Below are 19,964 nucleotides of genomic sequence, written 5' to 3' on the forward strand. Positions count from 1 at the left end.
CCGTTTCCCGGGGCCGCGCCCCGGCCCCCCTGCGGGGACGCGGGCCCGTGGGCCGGGGCGGCGGCGGAGCCGCTCGCCCTCCGGGGGCTCCCGGCCCCCGCCCCCTGGGGAACAGCGAAAAGGCCCTCCCGGGGCACCCGAAAGCGCCAAAGGCCGGGCGCCCGGCGAAACCGTTTCGCGGGCATGGCCGCCGGAGCCATAGGATTGGGCCGAAAACCCATACATCCCACCCTTGAGGATCGCTGCATGCCTGGCATCACGCGCGAGGAGGTCGCCCACCTCGCCCGGCTGTCGCGTCTGGAGCTGAAGGCCGAAGAGCTCGACCACTTCGCCGAACAGCTCGACGTGATCATCGGCGCGGTCGCCCGCGTTTCCGATGTGGCCGACGAGGACGTACCGCCGACCTCCCACCCGCTGCCCCTGACGAACGTCATGCGCGCGGACGTCGTCCGCCCGTCGCTGACCCCCCAGGAGGCGCTCTCCGGCGCCCCCGCCCAGGAGCAGCAGCGTTTCAAGGTGCCGCAGATCCTGGGGGAGGACTGACCACGATGACCGACATCATCATCAAGCTCACCGCGGCCGAGATCGCCGAGAAGATCGCCTCCGGCGAGCTCACGGCCGTCGAGGTCACCGAGGCCCACCTGGCCCGCATCGAGGCCGTCGACGAGAAGGTGCACGCCTTCCTCCACGTCGACCGCGAGGGCGCGCTCGCCCAGGCCCGCGAGGTGGACGCCAAGCGCGAGCGCGGCGAGAAGCTCGGCCCGCTGGCCGGCGTCCCGCTGGCGCTGAAGGACATCTTCACCACGAAGGGCGTCCCCACCACCGTCGGCTCCAAGATCCTCGAAGGCTGGATCCCGCCGTACGACGCGACGCTCACCAAGCGTCTGAAGGACGCCGGCGTCGTCATCCTCGGCAAGACCAACATGGACGAGTTCGCCATGGGGTCCTCCACCGAGAACAGCGCCTACGGCCCCACCGGCAACCCCTGGGACCTCACCAAGATCCCCGGCGGCTCCGGCGGCGGCTCCTCCGCCGCCCTCGCGGCCTACGAGGCGCCCCTCGCCATCGGCACGGACACCGGCGGCTCCATCCGCCAGCCCGCGTCCGTCACCGGCACCGTCGGCGTCAAGCCCACCTACGGCGCGGTCTCCCGCTACGGCATGGTGGCCTTCTCCTCCTCCCTCGACCAGGGCGGCCCCTGCGCCCGCACGGTCCTGGACGCGGCCCTGCTGCACGAGGTGATCGCCGGTCACGACCCGCTCGACTCCACCTCCATCGACGCCCCGGTCCCGCCGGTCGTCGAGGCGGCGCGCAGCGGCTCCGTCGCCGGCATGCGCGTCGGTGTCGTCAAGCAGTTCCGCGGCGAGGGCTACCAGGCCGGTGTGCTCCAGCGCTTCGACGAGTCCGTCGAGCTCCTCAAGGAGCTGGGCGCCGAGATCGTCGAGCTGGACTGCCCGTCCTTCGACCTCGCGCTGGCCGCGTACTACCTGATCGCGCCGTCCGAGTGCTCCTCCAACCTGGCCCGCTTCGACGCCATGCGCTACGGCCTGCGGGTCGGCGACGACGGCACGAAGTCGGCCGAGGAGGTCACCGCCCTCACCCGTGAGGCCGGCTTCGGCCCCGAGGTCAAGCGCCGCGTGATGCTCGGCACCTACGCGCTCAGCTCCGGCTACTACGACGCGTACTACGGCTCCGCGCAGAAGGTCCGCACGCTCATCTCGCGCGACTTCGACAAGTCGTTCGAGCAGGTCGACGTGATCGTCTCGCCGACCACGCCCACCACCGCCTTCGCGATCGGTGAGCGCGTCGACGACCCGATGGCGATGTACCTCGCCGACCTGTGCACCATCCCGACCAACCTGGCGGGCAACTCCGCCATGTCGCTGCCCTGCGGCCTCGCCCCCGAGGACGGCATGCCGGTCGGTCTGCAGATCATCGCTCCCGCCATGAAGGACGACCGGCTCTACAAGGTCGGTGCCGCGGTCGAGGCCGCGTTCACCGAGCGCTGGGGCCACCCGATTCTCGAGGAGGCGCCGGCACTGTGAGCGACGCACACGCGGCCGCCGGGCCGCAGATGACAGCGAAAGCCGCACCTCTGCGCCGCGTGGGCGGAGAAGCGAACGAGGAGGCACGGTGAGCATCGAGCAGAGCAAGTCGGGCGCGCTGAAGAAGGCCAAGGGCTTCAAGAAGTCCAAGGCCGGCACGTACCTGTCCATCGGCACCACGTTGTTCGGCGCCATCAGCGTCGCCAAGCAGGCCAAGAAGGCGCGCGGCGAGCAGGACACCCTGCAGCTCGTCGACGCGGTGGTCTCCGCCGCCGCCATCGTCACCGGCGTCGCCCTGCTCGTCCGCGAGCTGCGCCGTATGAACAGCGACGACGTCCTCGCGGGCTGAGCAGGGACTGAGAGGTTAGTTTTCCGTGACCGTCACTGAACTGGTGTCGTACGACGAGGCGCTTGCCACCTACGAGCCCGTCATGGGTCTCGAGGTGCACGTCGAGCTCGGCACCAAGACCAAGATGTTCTGCGGGTGCGCCACCGAGCTGGGCGCCGAGCCCAACTCGCAGACGTGCCCCACCTGCCTCGGCCTGCCCGGCTCCCTCCCGGTCGTCAACGGCATCGCCGTCGAGTCGGCCGTCAAGATCGGTCTCGCGCTGAACTGCGAGATCGCCGAGTGGTGCCGCTTCGCCCGGAAGAACTACTTCTATCCGGACATGCCGAAGAACTTCCAGACCTCCCAGTACGACGAGCCGATCGCCTTCAACGGCTATCTGGACGTCCAGCTGGAGGACGGCGAGGTCTTCCGCGTGGAGATCGAGCGCGCCCACATGGAGGAGGACACCGGCAAGTCCACCCACGTGGGCGGTGCCACCGGCCGCATCCACGGCGCTCAGCACTCGCTGCTGGACTACAACCGCGCCGGCATCCCCCTCATCGAGATCGTCACCAAGCCGATCACCGGTGCGGGCGAGCGCGCCCCCGAGGTCGCCAAGGCGTACGTCGCCGAGCTGCGCGAGCTCATCAAGGCGCTCGGCGTCTCCGAGGCCCGCATGGAGATGGGCCAGATGCGCTGCGACGTCAACCTCTCGCTGATGCCCAAGGGCGCCGAGAAGTTCGGCACGCGCTCCGAGACGAAGAACGTCAACTCGCTGCGCTCCGTCGAGCGCGCCGCGCGTTTCGAGATCATGCGGCACGCCGCGGTTCTCAACGACGGCGGCACGATCATCCAGGAGACCCGCCACTTCCACGAGGAGGACGGCTCCACGACGTCCGGCCGCGTCAAGGAGGAGGCGGAGGACTACCGCTACTTCCCCGAGCCGGACCTCGTGCCGGTGGCCCCCGCCCGCGAGTGGGTCGAGGAGCTGCGGAAGGGCCTGCCCGAGCTGCCGCGCGTGCGCCGCAACCGGCTGCGCGAGGAGTGGGGCGTCTCCGAGCACGACATGCAGTCGATCCTCAACGCCGGCGCGGTCGAGCTGATCGCCGCCACCATCGAGGCGGGCGCGGACGCCGCGTCGGCCCGTAAGTGGTGGATGGGCGAGCTGTCGCGCATCGCCAACGAGGAGGGCATCGGCCTCGGCCTGCTGCCGATCACGCCGGTCCAGGTCGCCCGGATCGCGACGCTGATCGCCGAGGGCTCGCTCAACGACAAGCTGGGCCGTGAGGTCATCAAGCACGTCGTCAACGACGAGGGCGAGCCCGACGAGATCGTCGAGAAGCGCGGTCTGAAGATCGTCTCCGACGAGGGCGCGCTCGGCACCGCCGTGGACGAGGCCATCGCGGCCAACGCCGGCATCGCGGACAAGATCCGCTCGGGCAAGGTCGCGGCGGCGGGCGCGCTCGTCGGCGCGGTCATGAAGGCCACGCGCGGCCAGGCGGACGCTGCCCGTGTCCGTGAGCTCATTCTTGAGCGGCTCGGCGTCGAGGGCTGATCCCCTCCGCGTCAACGCGTCACGACGGCCGTCCCTCCTCCGAGGGGCGGCCGTCGCCGTGTCCGCCAACGGCGATCGGCCCCCGTTGGCCGGAATTCGCCCGTACGCCCCTCATCGGATGAAACGGTCCGGCATGATCCCCGTCAGCGGGCCGGTCGGCGTGCCCGCACTCGAAGGATGGGGGTTCTCCATGGGACGGCTGCGTACGGGACTGGTCGCGTTCCTGCTGGTGGGAGCGGGTATGACGATGGCGGTGGCGCCGGGCGGGACGGCCGTGGCGGCAGGGTCGGGCAAGGCCGCCACCCCGCCCGCGGCCGGGTGCGCGGCCGTGGACTGGGGGAGCCTGCCGAAGGACAGCGCCGTCGCCTGGCACAAGCCGCTGCGGGACATCAGAACCGGCAGTCACGACTGCTACGACCGCGTCGTCCTCGACCTCCTCGGGCCCGGGACCGGCCGCCCGATCGGCTTCCACGTCCGCTATGTCGACCAGTTCCAGCAGGACGGCTCGGGCGATGTCATCCCGGTGCGCGGCGGCGCGATCCTGGAGGTCCGGGTCGCCGCGCCGAGCTACGACCCCGCCACCATGCAGCGGACGTACGACGGGAAGGCCGGCCAGCCGCTGCCCGAGGTGGACCTCGGCGGCTACCGCACCTTCCAGGACACCCGCTTCGGCGCCAGCTTCGAGGGCGACACCCAGATCGCCGTCGGGGTCCGCGAACGGCTGCCGTTCCGGGTCTTCCAGACCGGAAACCACCTGGTCGTCGACGTCGCGCACAGCTGGCGCGGCTTCCGCTGACCCGGCCGCCCGGATTCACCGGGCCGGGCGTACGAGGGCATAATCCCGGACCGCATGTGGTATAGCCCACAAAAGAGACAAAGGATCTTTTCCTGCTGTCACAGTGGTCCGCCGGAGGCCCCTCGGACGGGGCCTCTGTTCGGATCCCCCCTCTGCTCAGCGGTCGACATGCACGGGTCGTCTCCCCGGCGAGATCGTCGCGATACCCGGGAAGCAGGTCATGACCTCACTTGCCCGGTGGTGTCTCCGCCGCCGCTTCACCGTGATCGTGCTGTGGCTCGTCGCCCTCGCCGGGACCACCGCCGCGGCGACGCTGAGCGGTTCCGCGTACTCCAACGACTACGGCGTCCCCGGCACGGAGTCCTCCCGCGCGACCGCGCTGCTGGAGAAGGCCTTCCCCGGCGAGAGCGGCGACGACAAGATCGTCTGGCACACCGACCTGGGCACCGTCCGCGCGAACGACGTCCAGCAGCGGATGACCGCGACGCTCCACCGGATCGCCCGGCTGCCCGGAGTGGCCTCCGTCGAGAGCCCGTACGGCAGCGGCGGATCCACCCGGATCAGCCAGGACCGGCACACCGCCTACGCCTCGGTGACCTTCGTCGCCAAGGGCGGAGAACCGGACAAGGCTCAGGTGAAGCGGGTCGTGGAGACCGCGCGCGCGGCCGCCGGGAACAACCTTCAGGTGGCCGTCGGCGGCAGTGGCGTCGCCGGCACCGAGACCGCGAGCGGTCACCTCAGCGAGATCATCGGCGTGGCGGTCGCGGCCGTGGTGCTCTTCGTCGTCTTCGGCTCGCTCGCCGCGAGCCTGCTGCCCATAGCGACGGCCCTGGTGGGCGTGGGCACCGCCGCCATGGGCACGGTGCTGCTGGGGCACCTGATGAAGGTGGCCGATTTCGCGCCCATGCTGGGGACGCTCATCGGCCTCGGCGTCGGCATCGACTACGCCCTGTTCATCGTCACCCGCCACCGCAAGGGGCTGAGGCAGGGGCTGCCCGTGGCCGTCGCGGCGGAACGGGCGGTCGCCACGACCGGGCGTGCCGTGGTCTTCGCCGGCGGCACCGTCTGCGTGGCGCTGCTGGGCATGCTCATCCTCCGCCTGGGCTTCCTCAACGGCGTGGCGATCGCCGCCTCGCTGACCGTCGTCCTCACCGTCGCCGCCTCCGTCACCCTGCTCCCCGCGCTGCTGGGGCTGATAGGCCCCCGGGCCCTCGGCCGCCGCGAGCGCCGCCGCCTCGAGCACGAAGGCCCCCGGGCGGAGGAGCCCCCCTCGGGCCTGGCCGCCCGCTGGTCGGCCTGTGTCGAGCGCCACCCTAAGCTGCTGGGCGCGGCGGCCGCGGCCGTGATGCTGATCCTGGCCCTGCCGACGCTCTCCCTCCACCTCGGCACCTCCGACCAGGGCAACAACCCGGCGGGCTCCACCACCCGCCAGGCCTACGACATGCTCGGTCGCGGCTTCGGACCCGGTGTCAACGGGCCGTTGACGCTCGTCGCCCCCCTCGGCAGCGCCGCCGACAGCCTCGCCTTCAACAAGCTGCCGGACACCCTCCGCCACACCCCCGGCGTCGCCTCCGTGACCCCCTCGGTCCTCAGCGGCAGCGGTGACACGGGCGTCATCACCGTCGTGCCCACGACGTCCCCGCAGTCCCGCGCCACCAGCGACCTCGTCGACCGGCTCCGGACGACCGTGCTGCCCAAGGCCACCGGGGGCACCGGCCTGGACGTCCGCGTGGGCGGGGTGACCGCCGCGTACGACGACTTCGCCGCGGTCATCCTCGGCAAGCTGCCGGTGTTCGTGGGCACCGTGGTGGGGCTGGGCTGTCTGCTGCTCCTGCTGGCCTTCCGCAGCATCGGCATACCGCTGAAGGCCGCCGCGATGAACATCGCGGCCGTCGCCTCCTCCTTCGGCCTGATCGTCGCCGTCTTCCAGTGGGGCTGGGGCAGCGAGCCGCTGGGCCTCGGCGGCGCGGGCCCGATCGAGCCGTTCCTGCCGGTGGTCATGGTCTCGGTGCTGTTCGGGCTGTCGATGGACTACCAGGTGTTCCTGGTCAGCCGGATGTACGAGGAGTGGCTCGCCACCCGGGACAACCGCCGGGCCGTCCGGGTGGGCCTGGCGGAGACCAGCCGGGTGATCAACTCGGCGGCCGTGATCATGATTTCGGTGTTCCTGGCCTTCGTGCTGAGCGGCGACAGAGTGATCGCCATGTTCGGCGTGGGCCTGGCCGCCGCGGTGGCCCTGGACGCCTTCGTCCTGCGGACGCTGCTGGTCCCGGCCCTGATGCACATGCTGGGCGGCGCCAACTGGTGGCTGCCGGCCTGGCTGGAGCGAGCCCTGCCGCGCATCAGCATCGAGCCGCCGGAGCCGGTGTCCGCCTTCGCGGGGGCGGGCGGGGGGTCAGCGGCCGATGACCAGTTCCACGAGGTCGACAGGCGGGTCGAAGACGACCTGCCGGCCCTTCTCGACGTGGACCGGGATCCCGCCGAAGGCCGGGTAGGCGAGGACGTCGTAGTCGCCTGAGTCGATCTCCGACGTCTTGAGGCCGCCCGGGAAGTAGTGCGCGCCCAGGGTGAAGTAGCAGCGGATCATGAGTCCGCTGCGGATTCCGACCCCGCCGCCGCAGAGGGACGTGGCCGGAACGGGCGCCACCGTGGCCGTACCGGCCCGGTGGCCCGCCGGTGTCGCGGCCGCCGCCGGTGCGAGCGCGACCGTGCCGGCGAGGACGGCGCCCGCGAGTGCCGCCGAGAGGGATCCGCGCATGGCTCTCTCCCCGGATGTCGTCCGGACGTGCTCTGCCGCCCCCGATGGTGGGGGCTCCGCCCCGCGCGGCGCACGCCCCTTCGGGCGCCGTCGAAACCGCCCGGTGGCGCCGCGCGGACCGGGCTGCCCCCGGGTGTCAGCCCCGCCGGGGCCGGATGACGACGACGCCGGAGTCGAGGTCTATCGGCCCCGCGCCCGGGTCCCCGTCGCCGGGGTCCTCGCGGGTGAGCTCCAGCCGGTTGCGTTCCTCCTCGGTGTGGGCGCGCCCGGGGGCGAACAGCTCCTCGAAAACGTTGAACATGTCGGTCCCTCCGTCGGCCGTCCGGCGACCGTCAGGTCACCTTCAGCCGCAGCAGCCGGTCGTCGTCGGCACTCGGCCGGCCCCGTCCGTCGGTGTTGCTCGTCGTCAGCCACAGCCCGCCGTCACCCGTAGGAACAACAGTGCGGAGGCGCCCGTAGTTCCCCTTGAGGAAGGCCTTCGGGGCGGCGGCCGGTTCGGCGCCGCGGAGGGGGATCCGCCACAGGCGCTCGCCGCGCAGCCCGGCCATCCACAGGGACCCCGCCACGTAGGCGAGCCCGCTGGGTGAGGCGTCGGCGGGCCGCCACTGCTCCACCGGATCCGTCAGGCCCGCCCTGTGGGCCTTCCCCTCGGCCACGGGCCAGCCGTAGTTGCGGCCCGGCTCGATCAGGTTGAGCTCGTCCCAGGTGTCCTGGCCGAACTCCGAGGCCCACAGCCGTTTGTCCGCGTCCCAGGCCAGGCCCTGCACATTGCGGTGGCCGTAGCTGTAGACGAGCGAGTCCGGGAAGGGATTGCCGGGGGCCGGACGGCCGTCGGGGGTCATCCGCAGGATCTTGCCGCCGAGCGAGCCCTTGTCCTGGGCCGGGTCGCGCTGCCCGGCCTCGCCCGTGCCCGCGTAGAGCATCCCGTCGGGGCCGAACGCGATCCGGCCGCCGTTGTGGATCTGGCCCTTGGGGATGCCGCGCAGAACGGTGTCGGGCGCGCCGAGCCGCTGCCCCTCCGGCCGTTTCTCGTCGACCAGCAGCCGGGCGACGCGATTGTCCGAATCGGTGGTGAAGTAGGCGTAGAGCAGATGGTCGGAGGCGTAGCCGGGGGAGAGGGCCAGGCCCAGCAGCCCGCCCTCGCCCGCCGCCGCGACGCCGGGGACGGTGCCGAGCGGGGTCTGCCGGCCGTCCTTCGCGGCGACCCGCGTGATCCGGCCGGTGTTCCGCGAGCCGACCAGCAGATCGCCGTCCGGCAGCGGGGCCACGCCCCACGGCGAGTCCAGCTTGCCGGCGACCGTGCGGACGACCTCGGCGGAGCCCTCGGCGGGCGCTCCGCCTCCGCCCGTACGGGAGGGCGTTCCGGCCCCGCCGGAGGACGAGCCGCCCGAGCAGCCGGTGACGATCAGCAGGGAGGAGAGCGCCAGCGCCGCCGTGACGGCGGCGCGGCGGGGGAGGTGCCCGGCGAACAAGTGCACGGCAAAAGGTTCCTCTCGGGTGAAAGGGTTCCTCTCGGGTGAGTGGGACACTCCTCCTTGATACACCCCGATCCTTGATTCACCCCGGGTCCTCGACACACCCCGTCAGTACCAGGACCCCATCGCCTGGGGCAGCGCCGTGATCTCCGCCAAGTCCTCGGCGGTCAGCCGCAGTCCGGCGGCCGCCGCGTTCTCCACCGCCCACGCGGCCTTCTTCGTGCCCGGCACCGGCACCACGTGCCGGCTCTGCGCCAGCACCCAGGCCAGGGCCACCTGCGCCGCCGTGGCGTCGTGCCGCTCCGCGACACGCCGCAGGCCCGCGACTATCGGCTGGTTGGCGGCCATCATCTCCGCCGTGAAGCGCGGGTGACGGGCCCGCAGGTCCTCCGGCTCGAAGCCCTGGCCGGGAGTGAGCGTGCCACTGAGGAAACCATTCCCCAGGGGCATCGCCGCCAGCATCCCCACCCCCCGCGAGGACAGCCACGGCACCAGCCGGTCCAGCGCCTCCCGCGACCAGACCGACAGCTCCGCCTGGACGCAGCTGACCGGGAAGACCTGCTGCACCCGCTCCAGCTGGGCGATCGTCGCGTCGTACATCCCCGTCCGCGCCCCGGCCGAGGAGCCGAACCTGCGCCGGGCCCGCGCGTCGATGGCGCACCAGCCCAGCGCCCGCACCTTGCCCGCCGAGACCAGCTCGGCCATCGCGCCCCACGTCTCCTCGACCGGCACCTCGGGATCCGGGCGGTGGAGCTGGTAGAGGTCGATGACATCGGTCTGGAGCCGGCGCAGCGAGGCGTCGCACGCCCGCTTCACATAGCCCGGACGGCCGTTGGCGACGACGTGCTGATCGCCCACCAGCAGCCCGCACTTGGTCGATATGAACGCCTCCGCGCGCCGCTCCCGCAGCACCCGCCCCACCAGCAGCTCATTGGTGAACGGCCCGTACATGTCGGCCGTGTCCAGGAGGCTGGCCCCGGCGTCCAGGGCCGCGTGGACCGTGCGCAGCGCGCCCTCCCCGCTCTGCTGGGACGCGGTGTACGCCCAGTGCATCGGCATGCACCCCAGGCCGATCGCACCCACCTCGAGCGCCGTCGCACCGATTGTCCTGCGCTCCACCCGCGGTTCCCCTCCCGTTCCTCGCCCCCAAACTAACCTCTGGTGTCGGGGCCCCTTCGCATAGCCTCCAGACATGAGTGCAGATCACAGCGGTTCCGCCGCGCGCCCCCTGGCCTGGCTGCCGATCCCCCCGGAGGAGATCGACGACCTGCCCCGGGGCCTGGAGTACGCCCACTGGGACGGCGGCCCCGACTTCCCCAGCGACCCCGCCCGTTGCGCCTTCTATTGCGTTCCCTACATGAAGGGCGCCGCCGTGGCGACCCGGCCGCTGTCGCGGATGAGCGGGCTGCGGGTCGTCCAGGCGCTCACCGCCGGGGTGGAGGAGCTGCTTCCGGAGATGGTGAGGCTGCCGTCCGGGACGCGGCTGTGCAACGCGCGAGGGCTGCACGACGCGAGCACCGCCGAGCTGGCCCTGACCCTGACGCTCGCCGCGCTCCGGGGCGTGCCCGGCTTCGTCCGGGCGCAGGACGCGGGGGAGTGGCGGCCGGAACTGCGCCCGGCGCTCGCCGACCGGTCGGTGCTCGTCGTCGGCTACGGCTCGATCGGCGCCGCCATCGAGGACCGGCTCGCGGCCTTTGAGTGCGCGCGGGTCGTGCGCGTCGCGCGCTCCGCGCGTGTGACAGCACGCGGTCCGGTCCACCCGGTGGCGGACCTGCCGGAGCTGCTGCCCGACGCGGATGTGGTGATCCTCTCGACGCCCCTCACCCCCGAGACCGTCAAGCTGGCCGACGCCGGGTTCCTGGCCCGGATGAGGGACGGCGCGCTCCTGGTGAACGTCGCCCGGGGCGGCGTCGTGGACACCGGGGCGCTCCTGGCCGAGCTGGAGAGCGGCCGGCTGACCGCCGCCCTGGACGTCACCGACCCCGAGCCGCTGCCCGCCGGGCACCCGCTCTGGAAGGCGCCCGGAGTGCTGATCACCCCCCATGTGGGTGGGCCTTCTTCGGCCTATCTGCCCCGGGCCAAGGCCCTGTTGCGCGATCAACTGGCCAGATTCGCACTGGACGAGCCTCTGCGGAATGTCGTAGCCACGGCGTAGTCGTCACGGACCGGAGCCACTCAGAGACAGCATTTGAATGCGCTGCGTATCCGTAATCCATCGGCTGGTTACGCTATGTATATGAGCTATGTCCCTGAGTGACGACTCTGGTGTATCGTCCCGACGGGGGCCGCTCCGGGCACGGCACGAGGGCGGCGAAGGACCGGAACTCGAGGGGGGCGACGGGCGATGGACGGCCAATGGACGATCTACCCGACGCGACGGGGCCACCGATCACAGCTTCCGTTCGGTCCGCTGAGGGCGGCGGAGCGGTGAGCGCCCCAGGAGCGGCGCTCCCACGCCGGCCCGCCCCCGCCGGGGGGCCGGGCGTCCTCCCGCAGCTCGTCCTCGCCATCGTCTGCGGGGGCTACGCGACGGGCGCGGCCCTCGGCTGGGGCTCGCCCGAGCTCGCCGCCACCATGGGCGACTTCGGGCTGAGCGGCGCCGCCGGCCTCGCCGCGACCTCCTGCGTCTGGTACGGGCGGACGCGCAGCACGCGCTTCCGCCCCGCCTGGCTGCTGTTCGCGGCCTCGTCCGCCATGGCGGGCTTCGGCAACTTCGTCTGGGGCTGGTACGAGGTCGTGCTCGGCCGGCACGTGCCGAGCCCGTCCCCGGCCGACTTCTGCTTCCTGCTCTTCGCGCCGCCCGCCATCATCGGCCTGCTGGTGCTCGCCCGCCGCCCGGTCACCCGGGCCGGCTGGGTCTGCCTCGCGCTGGACTCCTGGCTGATCGGCGGCTCGCTGCTCACCCTCTCCTGGAGCCTGGCCCTCGCCCACACCGCGCACTTCGCGGGCGAGACCGTCGCCCACGCCGCGCTCTCGCTCGCCTACCCGCTGCTGGACATCGTCCTGGTGTCCATGGTGCTGGCGCTGCACTTCAAGCGCTCCTCGGCCAACCGCTCCGCCATCAACACCGCCATCGCGGCCCTCGCCCTGACCGTCCTGTGCGACGCCCTGTTCACCTCGCCGCTGCTCCAGGCCAACTACCGCTCCGGGCAGATCCTCGACGCCGGCTGGTTCGCGGGCTACATGCTGATGGCCTACGCGCCCTGGGTCGCCCGCGAGGAGCGCGAGAGCGCGGCCCGGCCCGGCCGCCCGCCGGCCCCGCCCGCCGGGCGGCCCATCGCCGGCTCCCTCGCCGCCCTCACCCCGTACCTCGCGGCCGCCGTCTGCACCCTGGGCATCCTTTACAACGTCCTCGACGGCCACCACGTCGACCGCGTCGTCCTCTTCACGGGCTGCACGGTCGTCCTGGCGCTCGTCGTGCGCCAGGGCATCATGCTGCTCGACAACATCTCCCTCACCCAGGAACTGGCGCAGAAGGAGAACCACTTCCGCTCCCTGGTGCAGGGCTCCAGCGACGTCATCATGATCGCCGCGCCCACCGGAATACTGCGCTACGTCAGCCCCGCGGCCGCCGGCGTCTACGGGCGCGACGCGGAGGAACTCGTCGGCTCCGAGCTCGCCTCGCTCATCCACCCCGAGGACCTGGGCCGCGTCGTCCACGAGGTGCGCCGCTTCCTGGCCGCGCCGCCCGCCGAGGAGCCCACCACCCGCATCGAGTGCCGCTTCCGTTCCGGCGGCGGCGACTGGCTCAACGTCGAGTCCACCGTCAACCGCCACCACGGCGGCCTGATCTTCAACAGCCGCGACGTCACCGAACGGGTCAGGCTCCAGGCGCAGTTGCAGCACACCGCCGAGCACGACCCGCTCACCGACCTGCCCAACCGCGCCCTGTTCACCAAGCGCGTCCAGCAGGCGCTCGCCGGCCGGAGAGTCACCGACGCCGGCACGGCCGTGCTCTTCATCGACCTCGACGGCTTCAAGGCCGTCAACGACACCGTCGGCCACCAGGCGGGCGACGAACTGCTGATCCAGGCCGCCCGCCGGCTCCAGGACTCCGTGCGCGCCGGGGACTCCACCGCCCGCTTCGGCGGCGACGAGTTCGCGGCCCTCATCATCGGCGACGGCACCCGCGACCCCGCCGCCCGCGAGTACCGCATCCTGGAGGTCGCCGACCGGCTGCGGCTCACCCTCTCCCAGCCCTATCTCGTCGAGGGCGGCACCGAGGTCCGCGTCGCCGCCAGCATCGGCGTCGCCTTCGCCGAGCCCGACATCACCCCCGGCACCCTCATGCGCAACGCCGACCTCGCCATGTACCGCGCCAAGCAGGCCGGAAAGGGCCGCGTGGAGCTCTACGCCCCCCAGATGCAGGCCGACGTGGTGCGCCGCACCGAACTCGCCAGCCGGCTGCGCACCGCGCTCCACGACGGCGAGTTCGCCCTCCTCCACCAGCCGGTCGTCGAGCTGGCCACCGGCCGGATCACCGCGGTCGGCGCCCAGGCCCGCTGGCGCTCCGCCCAGGGCATCCTCTTCACCCCGGACGAATTCCTCCGCGTGGCCGAAATGGACCGGGGCGACGAGAGCGCCCGCACCGCCGAGCTCGGCCGCTGGACGCTGGAGCGGGCCGCCGAGCAGGCCGGCCGCCGCCGCCTCGCGGGCTACACCGTCCCCGTGCACGTCCGGATGTCCGCCGCCCGGCTGCTGGACAAGTCGCTGCCCCCCAAGAGCGTCGAGGCCCTCATCCTGCGCCATGGACTGCCCTCCGGATCACTGGTCCTGGAGCTCTCCGGCAGCGATCCCCGCCTGCCCCTCGACGAGCTGGAGCACCGGCTGGTCTCCCTGCGCCGCTTCGGCGTCCGCATCGCCCTCGACGGCTTCGGCACCGGCTACGCCGCCATGAGCGCGCTGCGCCGCCTCCCCATCGACGTCCTCAAGCTCGACCGCGGCCTCGTCGACGGAGTGGCCGAATCCGCCCGCCTCCACAAGATCACCGCCGGGCTGCTGCGCATCGCCGGCGACCTCGGCATGGAGTCCGTCGCCGACGGCGTGGACGATCTGGAGCAGGCCCGCGTCCTGCGCGCCATGGGCTGCACCCACGGCCAGGGCATGGCCTTCGCGGGCGCGCTCGACGAGCACCGGCTGCGACACGCCCTCGACCGGGCCCCCTACCCCCTGCCGGGCCTGATCCCCGACTCCCTGGCCGCCACCCTTCCGGGTGATCCCACGGACGGCGGGAACCAGGTGCTCGTCGGGGGCGCCCTGCCCGTACGCTCCGGAGTGGTGGGCGGCGCGGGAGCCCTCGCCCATGCTCCATTGCGCTCAAATAATGAGACGCCCGTCCCACCCACTTGACACCTCAGGTGCACCAGAGGGAGGGTCGACCCCATGCGCACCCGAATTCTCGTACTTGGAAAGCGCGTCGGCTGAAGCAGGCCGCCCATGAGGCCCTGCTGACCACACCGGCGCGCTCCCCTCGCTTGCCTCACGGCACGAGGGGTTTTTTGTTTTCCGAACCGTCGAACCCAAAGCCTTCGAGAAGAGAATGTCGATGACAGAGCAGGCCAACGGGGCCCACCATCATCCGCAGCCGCGGCCCCGCAGCGGCGCGGCACAGCAGCCCGCCACCATCGAGCACGTCACGGGTGCGCAGTCCCTCATCCGCTCGCTGGAGGAGGTGGGGGCGGAGATCGTCTTCGGCATCCCGGGCGGCGCGATCCTGCCGGCGTACGACCCGATGATGGACTCCTCGAAGGTCCGCCACGTCCTCGTCCGCCACGAGCAGGGCGCCGGCCACGCCGCGACGGGCTACGCCCAGGCCACCGGCAAGGTCGGGGTGTGCATGGCGACGTCGGGTCCGGGGGCCACCAACCTCGTCACCCCGATCGCCGACGCCCACATGGACTCGGTGCCGCTGGTGGCCATCACCGGCCAGGTCGCCTCCAAGTCCATCGGCACGGACGCCTTCCAGGAGGCGGACATCTGCGGCATCACCATGCCGATCACCAAGCACAACTGGCTGGTGACCGACCCGGCCGAGATCCCCCGGACCATCGCGGAGGCGTTCCACGTCGCCTCGACCGGCCGCCCGGGACCGGTGCTCGTCGACATCGCCAAGGACGCCCTCCAGGCCCGGACGGTCTTCTCCTGGCCGCCCCACACCGACCTGCCCGGCTACCGGCCCGTCACCAAGCCGCACGCCAAGCAGATCCGCGAGGCCGCCAAGCTGATCACCCAGGCGCGCCGCCCGGTCCTCTACGTCGGCGGCGGCGTCCTCAAGGCCGGGGCGACCGGCGAGCTGAAGGTCTTCGCCGAGCTCACCGGCGCCCCGGTGACCACGACGCTGATGGCGCTGGGCGCCTTCCCCGACAGCCACCCGCAGCACCTGGGCATGCCCGGCATGCACGGCTCGGTCGCCGCCGTCACCGCCCTGCAGAAGGCGGACCTGATCGTCGCGCTCGGCGCGCGTTTCGACGACCGGGTCACGGGCCGGCTGGACTCCTTCGCCCCCCACGCGAAGATCGTCCACGCCGACATCGACCCGGCCGAGATCGGCAAGAACCGCACCGCGGACGTGCCCATCGTGGGCGACGCCCGGGAGGTGCTCGCCGATCTGATCGTGGCCGTCCAGGCGGAGCAGGCCGACGGTCACGCCTGCGACTACGCCGACTGGTGGACCGACCTCGACCGCTGGCGCGCCACCTACCCGCTGGGCTACGAGCAGCCCACCGACGGCAGCCTCGCCCCGCAGCAGGTCATCCAGCGCATCGGCGAACTCGCCCCGGCGGACACCATCTTCACGGCCGGCGTCGGCCAGCACCAGATGTGGGCCGCCCACTTCATCCGCTACGAACAGCCCCGCACCTGGCTCAACTCCGGCGGCGCGGGCACGATGGGCTACGCGGTGCCCGCCGCGATGGGCGCCAAGGCCGGCGCCCCGGACCGCACGGTCTGGGCCGTCGACGGGGACGGCTGCTTCCAGATGACCAACCAGGAGCTGGTCACCTGCGCGCTCAACAACATCCCCATCAAGGTCGCCATCATCAACAACGGCGCGCTGGGCATGGTCCGCCAGTGGCAGACCCTCTTCTACAACCAGCGCTACTCCAACACCGTGCTCCACACCGGCCCCGCCGTGACCGACGGCGGCTCCTGCGAGGGCGCCGGCACGGAGCCGTGCGCCGGGACCCGGGTGCCGGACTTCGTCAAGCTCGCCGAGGCCATGGGCTGCGTGGGCCTGCGCTGCGAGGACCCCGCCGACCTGGACAAGGTCATCGCCGAGGCCAACGCCATCAACGACCGGCCGGTCGTGGTCGACTTCATCGTCCACCAGGACGCCATGGTCTGGCCGATGGTCGCCGCCGGGACCTCCAACGACGAGATCCTCGCCGCTCGCGGGGTCCGCCCCGACTTCGACGGCATCGACGACGACTGACCGGCGACGACCGATCGATGACGCCCCACCGCCCGACGAACGACCCTCACCGACTCACGAGACGAGAGGCTCACGAGGCCGACCCCATGACCAAGCACACGCTCTCCGTCCTGGTGGAGAACACTCCCGGCATCCTCGCCAGAGTCGCCGCGCTGTTCTCCCGCCGCGGCTTCAACATCGACTCCCTCGCCGTCGGGGTGACCGAGCACCCCGACATCTCCCGCATCACCATCGTCGTCAACGTCGAGTCGCTGCCCCTGGAGCAGGTCACCAAGCAGCTCAACAAGCTCGTCAACGTGCTGAAGATCGTGGAGCTGGAGGACAGCGCCGCCATCCAGCGCGAGCTCGTCCTGGTGAAGGTCCGCGCCGACAACGAGAGCCGCTCCCAGATCGTCGAGATCGTCCAGCTCTTCCGCGCCAAGACCGTCGACGTCTCCCCGGAGGCCGTCACCATCGAGGCCACCGGCGGCACCGACAAGCTCGGCGCGATGCTCAAGATGCTCGAGCCCTTCGGCATCAAGGAACTCGTCCAGTCCGGGACCATCGCGATAGGACGTGGCGCCCGGTCCATCACGGACCGCAGCCTCCGCGCGCTCGACCGCTCCGCCTGACGAGTCCTGAATACCGATCCCCCGACCCCCTTTCCCGTCCGCCCGTCATACGGTGGGACGCACCACCGGAACACCGGAATCAAGGAGATAACCCACGTGGCCGCCGAGCTCTTCTACGACAACGACGCCGATCTGTCCATCATCCAGGGCCGTAAGGTCGCCGTCCTCGGCTACGGCAGCCAGGGCCACGCCCACGCGCTGTCCCTGCGCGACTCGGGCGTCGACGTCCGCGTGGGCCTGCACGAGGGCTCGAAGTCCAAGGCGAAGGCCGAGGAGCAGGGCCTGCGCGTCGTCACCCCCGCCGAGGCCGCGGCCGAGGCCGACGTCATCATGATCCTCGTCCCGGACCCGATCCAGGCCAAGGTCTACGAGGAGTCCGTCAAGGACAACCTCAAGGACGGCGACGCCCTCTTCTTCGGCCACGGCTTCAACATCCGCTTCGGCTTCATCAAGCCCCCGGCCGGCGTCGACGTCTGCATGGTCGCCCCCAAGGGCCCCGGCCACCTGGTGCGCCGTCAGTACGAGGAGGGTCGCGGCGTCCCCTGCATCGCCGCCGTCGAGCAGGACGCCTCCGGTAACGCCTTCAAGCTCGCGCTCTCCTACGCCAAGGCCATCGGCGGCACCCGCGCCGGCGTCATCAAGACGACCTTCACCGAGGAGACCGAGACCGACCTCTTCGGCGAGCAGGCCGTTCTCTGCGGCGGCGCCTCCGCGCTGGTGAAGGCCGGCTTCGAGACCCTCGTCGAGGCCGGCTACCAGCCGGAGATCGCCTACTTCGAGTGCCTCCACGAGCTCAAGCTCATCGTCGACCTCATGTACGAGGGCGGCCTGGAGAAGATGCGCTGGTCGGTCTCCGAGACCGCCGAGTGGGGCGACTACGTCACCGGCCCCCGCATCGTCAACGACGGCACCAAGGCCGAGATGAAGAAGGTCCTCGCCGAGATCCAGGACGGCACCTTCGCCAACAACTGGATGAAGGAGTACCAGGCCGGTCTGCCCAAGTACAACGAGTACAAGAAGGCCGACCAGGACCACCTCCTGGAGACCACCGGCAAGAAGCTGCGCAAGCTGATGAGCTGGGTGGACGACAAGGAGTAGTCCCGAGTCGTCTTCGTGGCGTCGGGGCCGGACATTCCGGTCCCGGCGCCATCGCCGTGTTGTACGCCGCGTACAGGCGGCAGGGGTGACGTTTACGCAACGGAGCAGGCCGGGGCCCCCGCCACCGATACACTGCGGAGCACAAACGCGTCAGGCTCACAGCGTCGTGCGTCTTCCACGCGGCTGCCCCCTTCACCGCCTTCGGCCGTCGGGACGGCCGTCCGCGAAGGACTAGTGAGGACTGAGACCACGTGAGCACTCGTACCCCGGCACACAAGCCCGTCGTACTCATCGCCGAAGAGCTCTCTCCCGCCACCGTCGACGCCCTCGGGCCGGACTTCGAGATCCGGCACTGCGACGGCGCCGACCGCGCGCAGCTGCTGCCCGCGCTCGCCGACGTGGACGCGGTCCTGGTGCGCTCCGCCACCCGGCTCGACGCCGAGGCCATCGCCGCGGCGAAGCGGCTGCGGGTCATCGCGCGCGCCGGCGTCGGCCTGGACAACGTCGACGTCTCCGCCGCCACCAAGGCCGGTGTGATGGTCGTCAACGCGCCGACCTCCAACATCGTCACCGCCGCCGAGCTCGCCTGTGGTCTGCTCATCGCCACCGCCCGCAACATCCCCCAGGCCAACTCCGCCCTCAAGAACGGCGAGTGGAAGCGCTCCAAGTACACGGGCGTCGAGCTGTCCGAGAAGACGCTCGGCGTGGTCGGGCTCGGGCGCATCGGCGTCCTCGTCGCCCAGCGGATGTCCGCCTTCGGCATGAAGGTCGTCGCCTACGACCCGTACGTCCAGCCCGCCCGCGCCGCCCAGATGGGCGTCAAGCTGCTGACCCTGGACGAGCTGCTCAAGGCCTCCGACTTCATCACCGTCCACCTCCCCAAGACGCCCGAGACGCTGGGGCTCATCGGCGACGAGGCCCTGCGCAAGGTCAAGCCGTCGGTGCGGATCGTCAACGCCGCGCGTGGCGGCATCGTGGACGAGGCGGCGCTCGCCGCCGCGCTGAAGGAGGGGCGCGTCGCGGGCGCCGGGCTCGACGTCTACACCTCCGAGCCGTGCACCGACTCGCCGCTCTTCGAGTTCGACAACGTCGTGGCCACGCCGCACCTGGGCGCCTCCACGGGGGAGGCGCAGGAGAAGGCGGGCATCGCCGTCGCCAAGTCCGTGCGGCTGGCGCTGGCCGGCGAGCTGGTGCCGGACGCCGTGAACGTACAGGGCGGTGTCATCGCCGAGGACGTCAAGCCGGCGCTGCCGCTGGCCGAGAAGCTCGGCCGGATCTTCACCGCGCTGGCGGGCGAGGTCGCCGTGCGGCTGGATGTCGAGGTGTACGGGGAGCTCACCCAGCACGACGTGAAGGTGCTCGAACTGTCCGCGCTCAAGGGCGTGTTCGAGGACGTCGTCGACGAGACCGTCTCGTACGTCAACGCGCCGCTGTTCGCGCAGGAGCGCGGGGTGGAGGTGCGGCTGACCACCGGGTCGGAGTCGCCGGACCACCGGAACGTGGTCACCGTGCGCGGCACGCTCTCCGGGGGCGGCGAGGTGTCGATCTCCGGGACGCTGGCCGGGCCGAAGCACCTGCAGAAGATCGTGGCCGTGGGCGATCACGATGTGGATCTGGCGCTCGCCGACCACATGGCGTTCCTGCGGTACGGGGACCGGCCGGGTGTGGTGGGCACGCTGGGGCGGATTCTCGGTGAGGCGGGGATCAACATCGCGGGGATGCAGGTGTCGCGGGCGACGGAGGGCGGGGAGGCGCTCGTCGCCCTTACGGTCGACGAGTCGGTGCCGGCGGCTGTGCTCGCGGAGATCTCGCAGGAGATCGGGGCGACGTCGGCCCGGGCGGTCGACCTTACGGCCTGACGTGGGTCGG

General features: G+C 71.7%; 15 protein-coding genes. 12 read left to right on the plus strand and 3 right to left on the minus strand.

The features are described 5' to 3' along the window. Positions 1-246: 246 nt before the first annotated feature. The 6 genes from gatC to EKH77_RS23055 all read left to right on the plus strand — a co-directional run bounded on the left by gatC (position 247) and on the right by EKH77_RS23055 (position 7,242). Positions 247-543 carry an Asp-tRNA(Asn)/Glu-tRNA(Gln) amidotransferase subunit GatC gene (gene gatC / locus EKH77_RS23030; RefSeq protein WP_126916225.1) on the plus strand — a complete coding sequence of 99 codons (297 nt, stop codon included), beginning with the start codon at positions 247-249 and terminating at the stop codon, positions 541-543. 5 nt (positions 544-548) lie between these two features. Beyond that, on the plus strand, positions 549-2,045 hold the full coding sequence (gene gatA / locus EKH77_RS23035; RefSeq protein ID WP_126916226.1) for an Asp-tRNA(Asn)/Glu-tRNA(Gln) amidotransferase subunit GatA: 1,497 nt from the start codon (positions 549-551) through the stop codon (positions 2,043-2,045). A 94-nt stretch (positions 2,046-2,139) separates the two neighbouring features. Continuing rightward, positions 2,140-2,394 (plus strand): hypothetical protein, encoded by a 255-nt coding sequence (locus tag EKH77_RS23040; protein WP_126918232.1) that lies wholly within the window; start codon positions 2,140-2,142, stop codon positions 2,392-2,394. A gap of 25 nt (positions 2,395-2,419) precedes the next feature. Then, positions 2,420-3,928: an Asp-tRNA(Asn)/Glu-tRNA(Gln) amidotransferase subunit GatB gene (gatB, locus tag EKH77_RS23045; protein ID WP_126916227.1), complete on the plus strand. Its 1,509-nt coding sequence runs from the start codon at positions 2,420-2,422 to the stop codon at positions 3,926-3,928. Positions 3,929-4,118: 190 nt separating this feature from the next. Further along, complete coding sequence (locus EKH77_RS23050; RefSeq protein ID WP_240667489.1) at positions 4,119-4,724, plus strand: AMIN-like domain-containing (lipo)protein; 606 nt, start codon at positions 4,119-4,121, stop codon at positions 4,722-4,724. A gap of 220 nt (positions 4,725-4,944) precedes the next feature. Further along, positions 4,945-7,242 (plus strand): MMPL family transporter, encoded by a 2,298-nt coding sequence (locus EKH77_RS23055; protein ID WP_126916228.1) that lies wholly within the window; start codon positions 4,945-4,947, stop codon positions 7,240-7,242. 376 nt (positions 7,243-7,618) lie between these two features. Here EKH77_RS23055 and EKH77_RS33090 read toward each other — a convergent pair whose 3' ends face one another. The 3 genes from EKH77_RS33090 to EKH77_RS23065 all read right to left on the minus strand — a co-directional run bounded on the left by EKH77_RS33090 (position 7,619) and on the right by EKH77_RS23065 (position 10,076). Next, a complete protein-coding gene (locus EKH77_RS33090) occupies positions 7,619-7,783 on the minus strand; it encodes a DUF6191 domain-containing protein (RefSeq protein WP_164737849.1) in 165 nt (54 codons plus the stop codon). A 31-nt stretch (positions 7,784-7,814) separates the two neighbouring features. Next, positions 7,815-8,960, minus strand: coding sequence for a PQQ-dependent sugar dehydrogenase (locus EKH77_RS23060; RefSeq protein ID WP_240667490.1), 1,146 nt, complete (start codon positions 8,958-8,960; stop codon positions 7,815-7,817). Positions 8,961-9,065: 105 nt separating this feature from the next. Next, positions 9,066-10,076 carry an aldo/keto reductase gene (locus EKH77_RS23065; protein WP_126916229.1) on the minus strand — a complete coding sequence of 337 codons (1,011 nt, stop codon included), beginning with the start codon at positions 10,074-10,076 and terminating at the stop codon, positions 9,066-9,068. Between the two features lie 73 nt (positions 10,077-10,149). Between EKH77_RS23065 and EKH77_RS23070 the strand changes: the two genes are divergently transcribed. From EKH77_RS23070 to serA, 6 genes are all read left to right on the plus strand, one after another. Beyond that, a complete protein-coding gene (locus tag EKH77_RS23070) occupies positions 10,150-11,112 on the plus strand; it encodes a 2-hydroxyacid dehydrogenase (RefSeq protein WP_126916230.1) in 963 nt (320 codons plus the stop codon). A gap of 272 nt (positions 11,113-11,384) precedes the next feature. After that, the gene (locus tag EKH77_RS23075) at positions 11,385-14,306 is read left to right on the plus strand and encodes a putative bifunctional diguanylate cyclase/phosphodiesterase (protein ID WP_206279905.1); all 2,922 of its coding nucleotides are present in this window, start codon (positions 11,385-11,387) and stop codon (positions 14,304-14,306) included. Positions 14,307-14,502: 196 nt separating this feature from the next. Further along, positions 14,503-16,386 (plus strand): acetolactate synthase large subunit, encoded by a 1,884-nt coding sequence (locus tag EKH77_RS23085; RefSeq protein WP_126916233.1) that lies wholly within the window; start codon positions 14,503-14,505, stop codon positions 16,384-16,386. A gap of 86 nt (positions 16,387-16,472) precedes the next feature. Next, positions 16,473-16,997 (plus strand): acetolactate synthase small subunit, encoded by a 525-nt coding sequence (gene ilvN, locus EKH77_RS23090; protein WP_126916234.1) that lies wholly within the window; start codon positions 16,473-16,475, stop codon positions 16,995-16,997. 96 nt (positions 16,998-17,093) lie between these two features. Then, positions 17,094-18,095 (plus strand): ketol-acid reductoisomerase, encoded by a 1,002-nt coding sequence (gene ilvC / locus EKH77_RS23095; protein ID WP_126916235.1) that lies wholly within the window; start codon positions 17,094-17,096, stop codon positions 18,093-18,095. A 251-nt stretch (positions 18,096-18,346) separates the two neighbouring features. After that, complete coding sequence (gene serA, locus EKH77_RS23100) at positions 18,347-19,954, plus strand: phosphoglycerate dehydrogenase (protein ID WP_126916236.1); 1,608 nt, start codon at positions 18,347-18,349, stop codon at positions 19,952-19,954. Positions 19,955-19,964 lie beyond the last annotated feature (10 nt).

The sequence above is a fragment of the Streptomyces luteoverticillatus genome, from assembly GCF_003970715.1.
Lineage (GTDB): Bacteria > Actinomycetota > Actinomycetes > Streptomycetales > Streptomycetaceae > Streptomyces > Streptomyces abikoensis.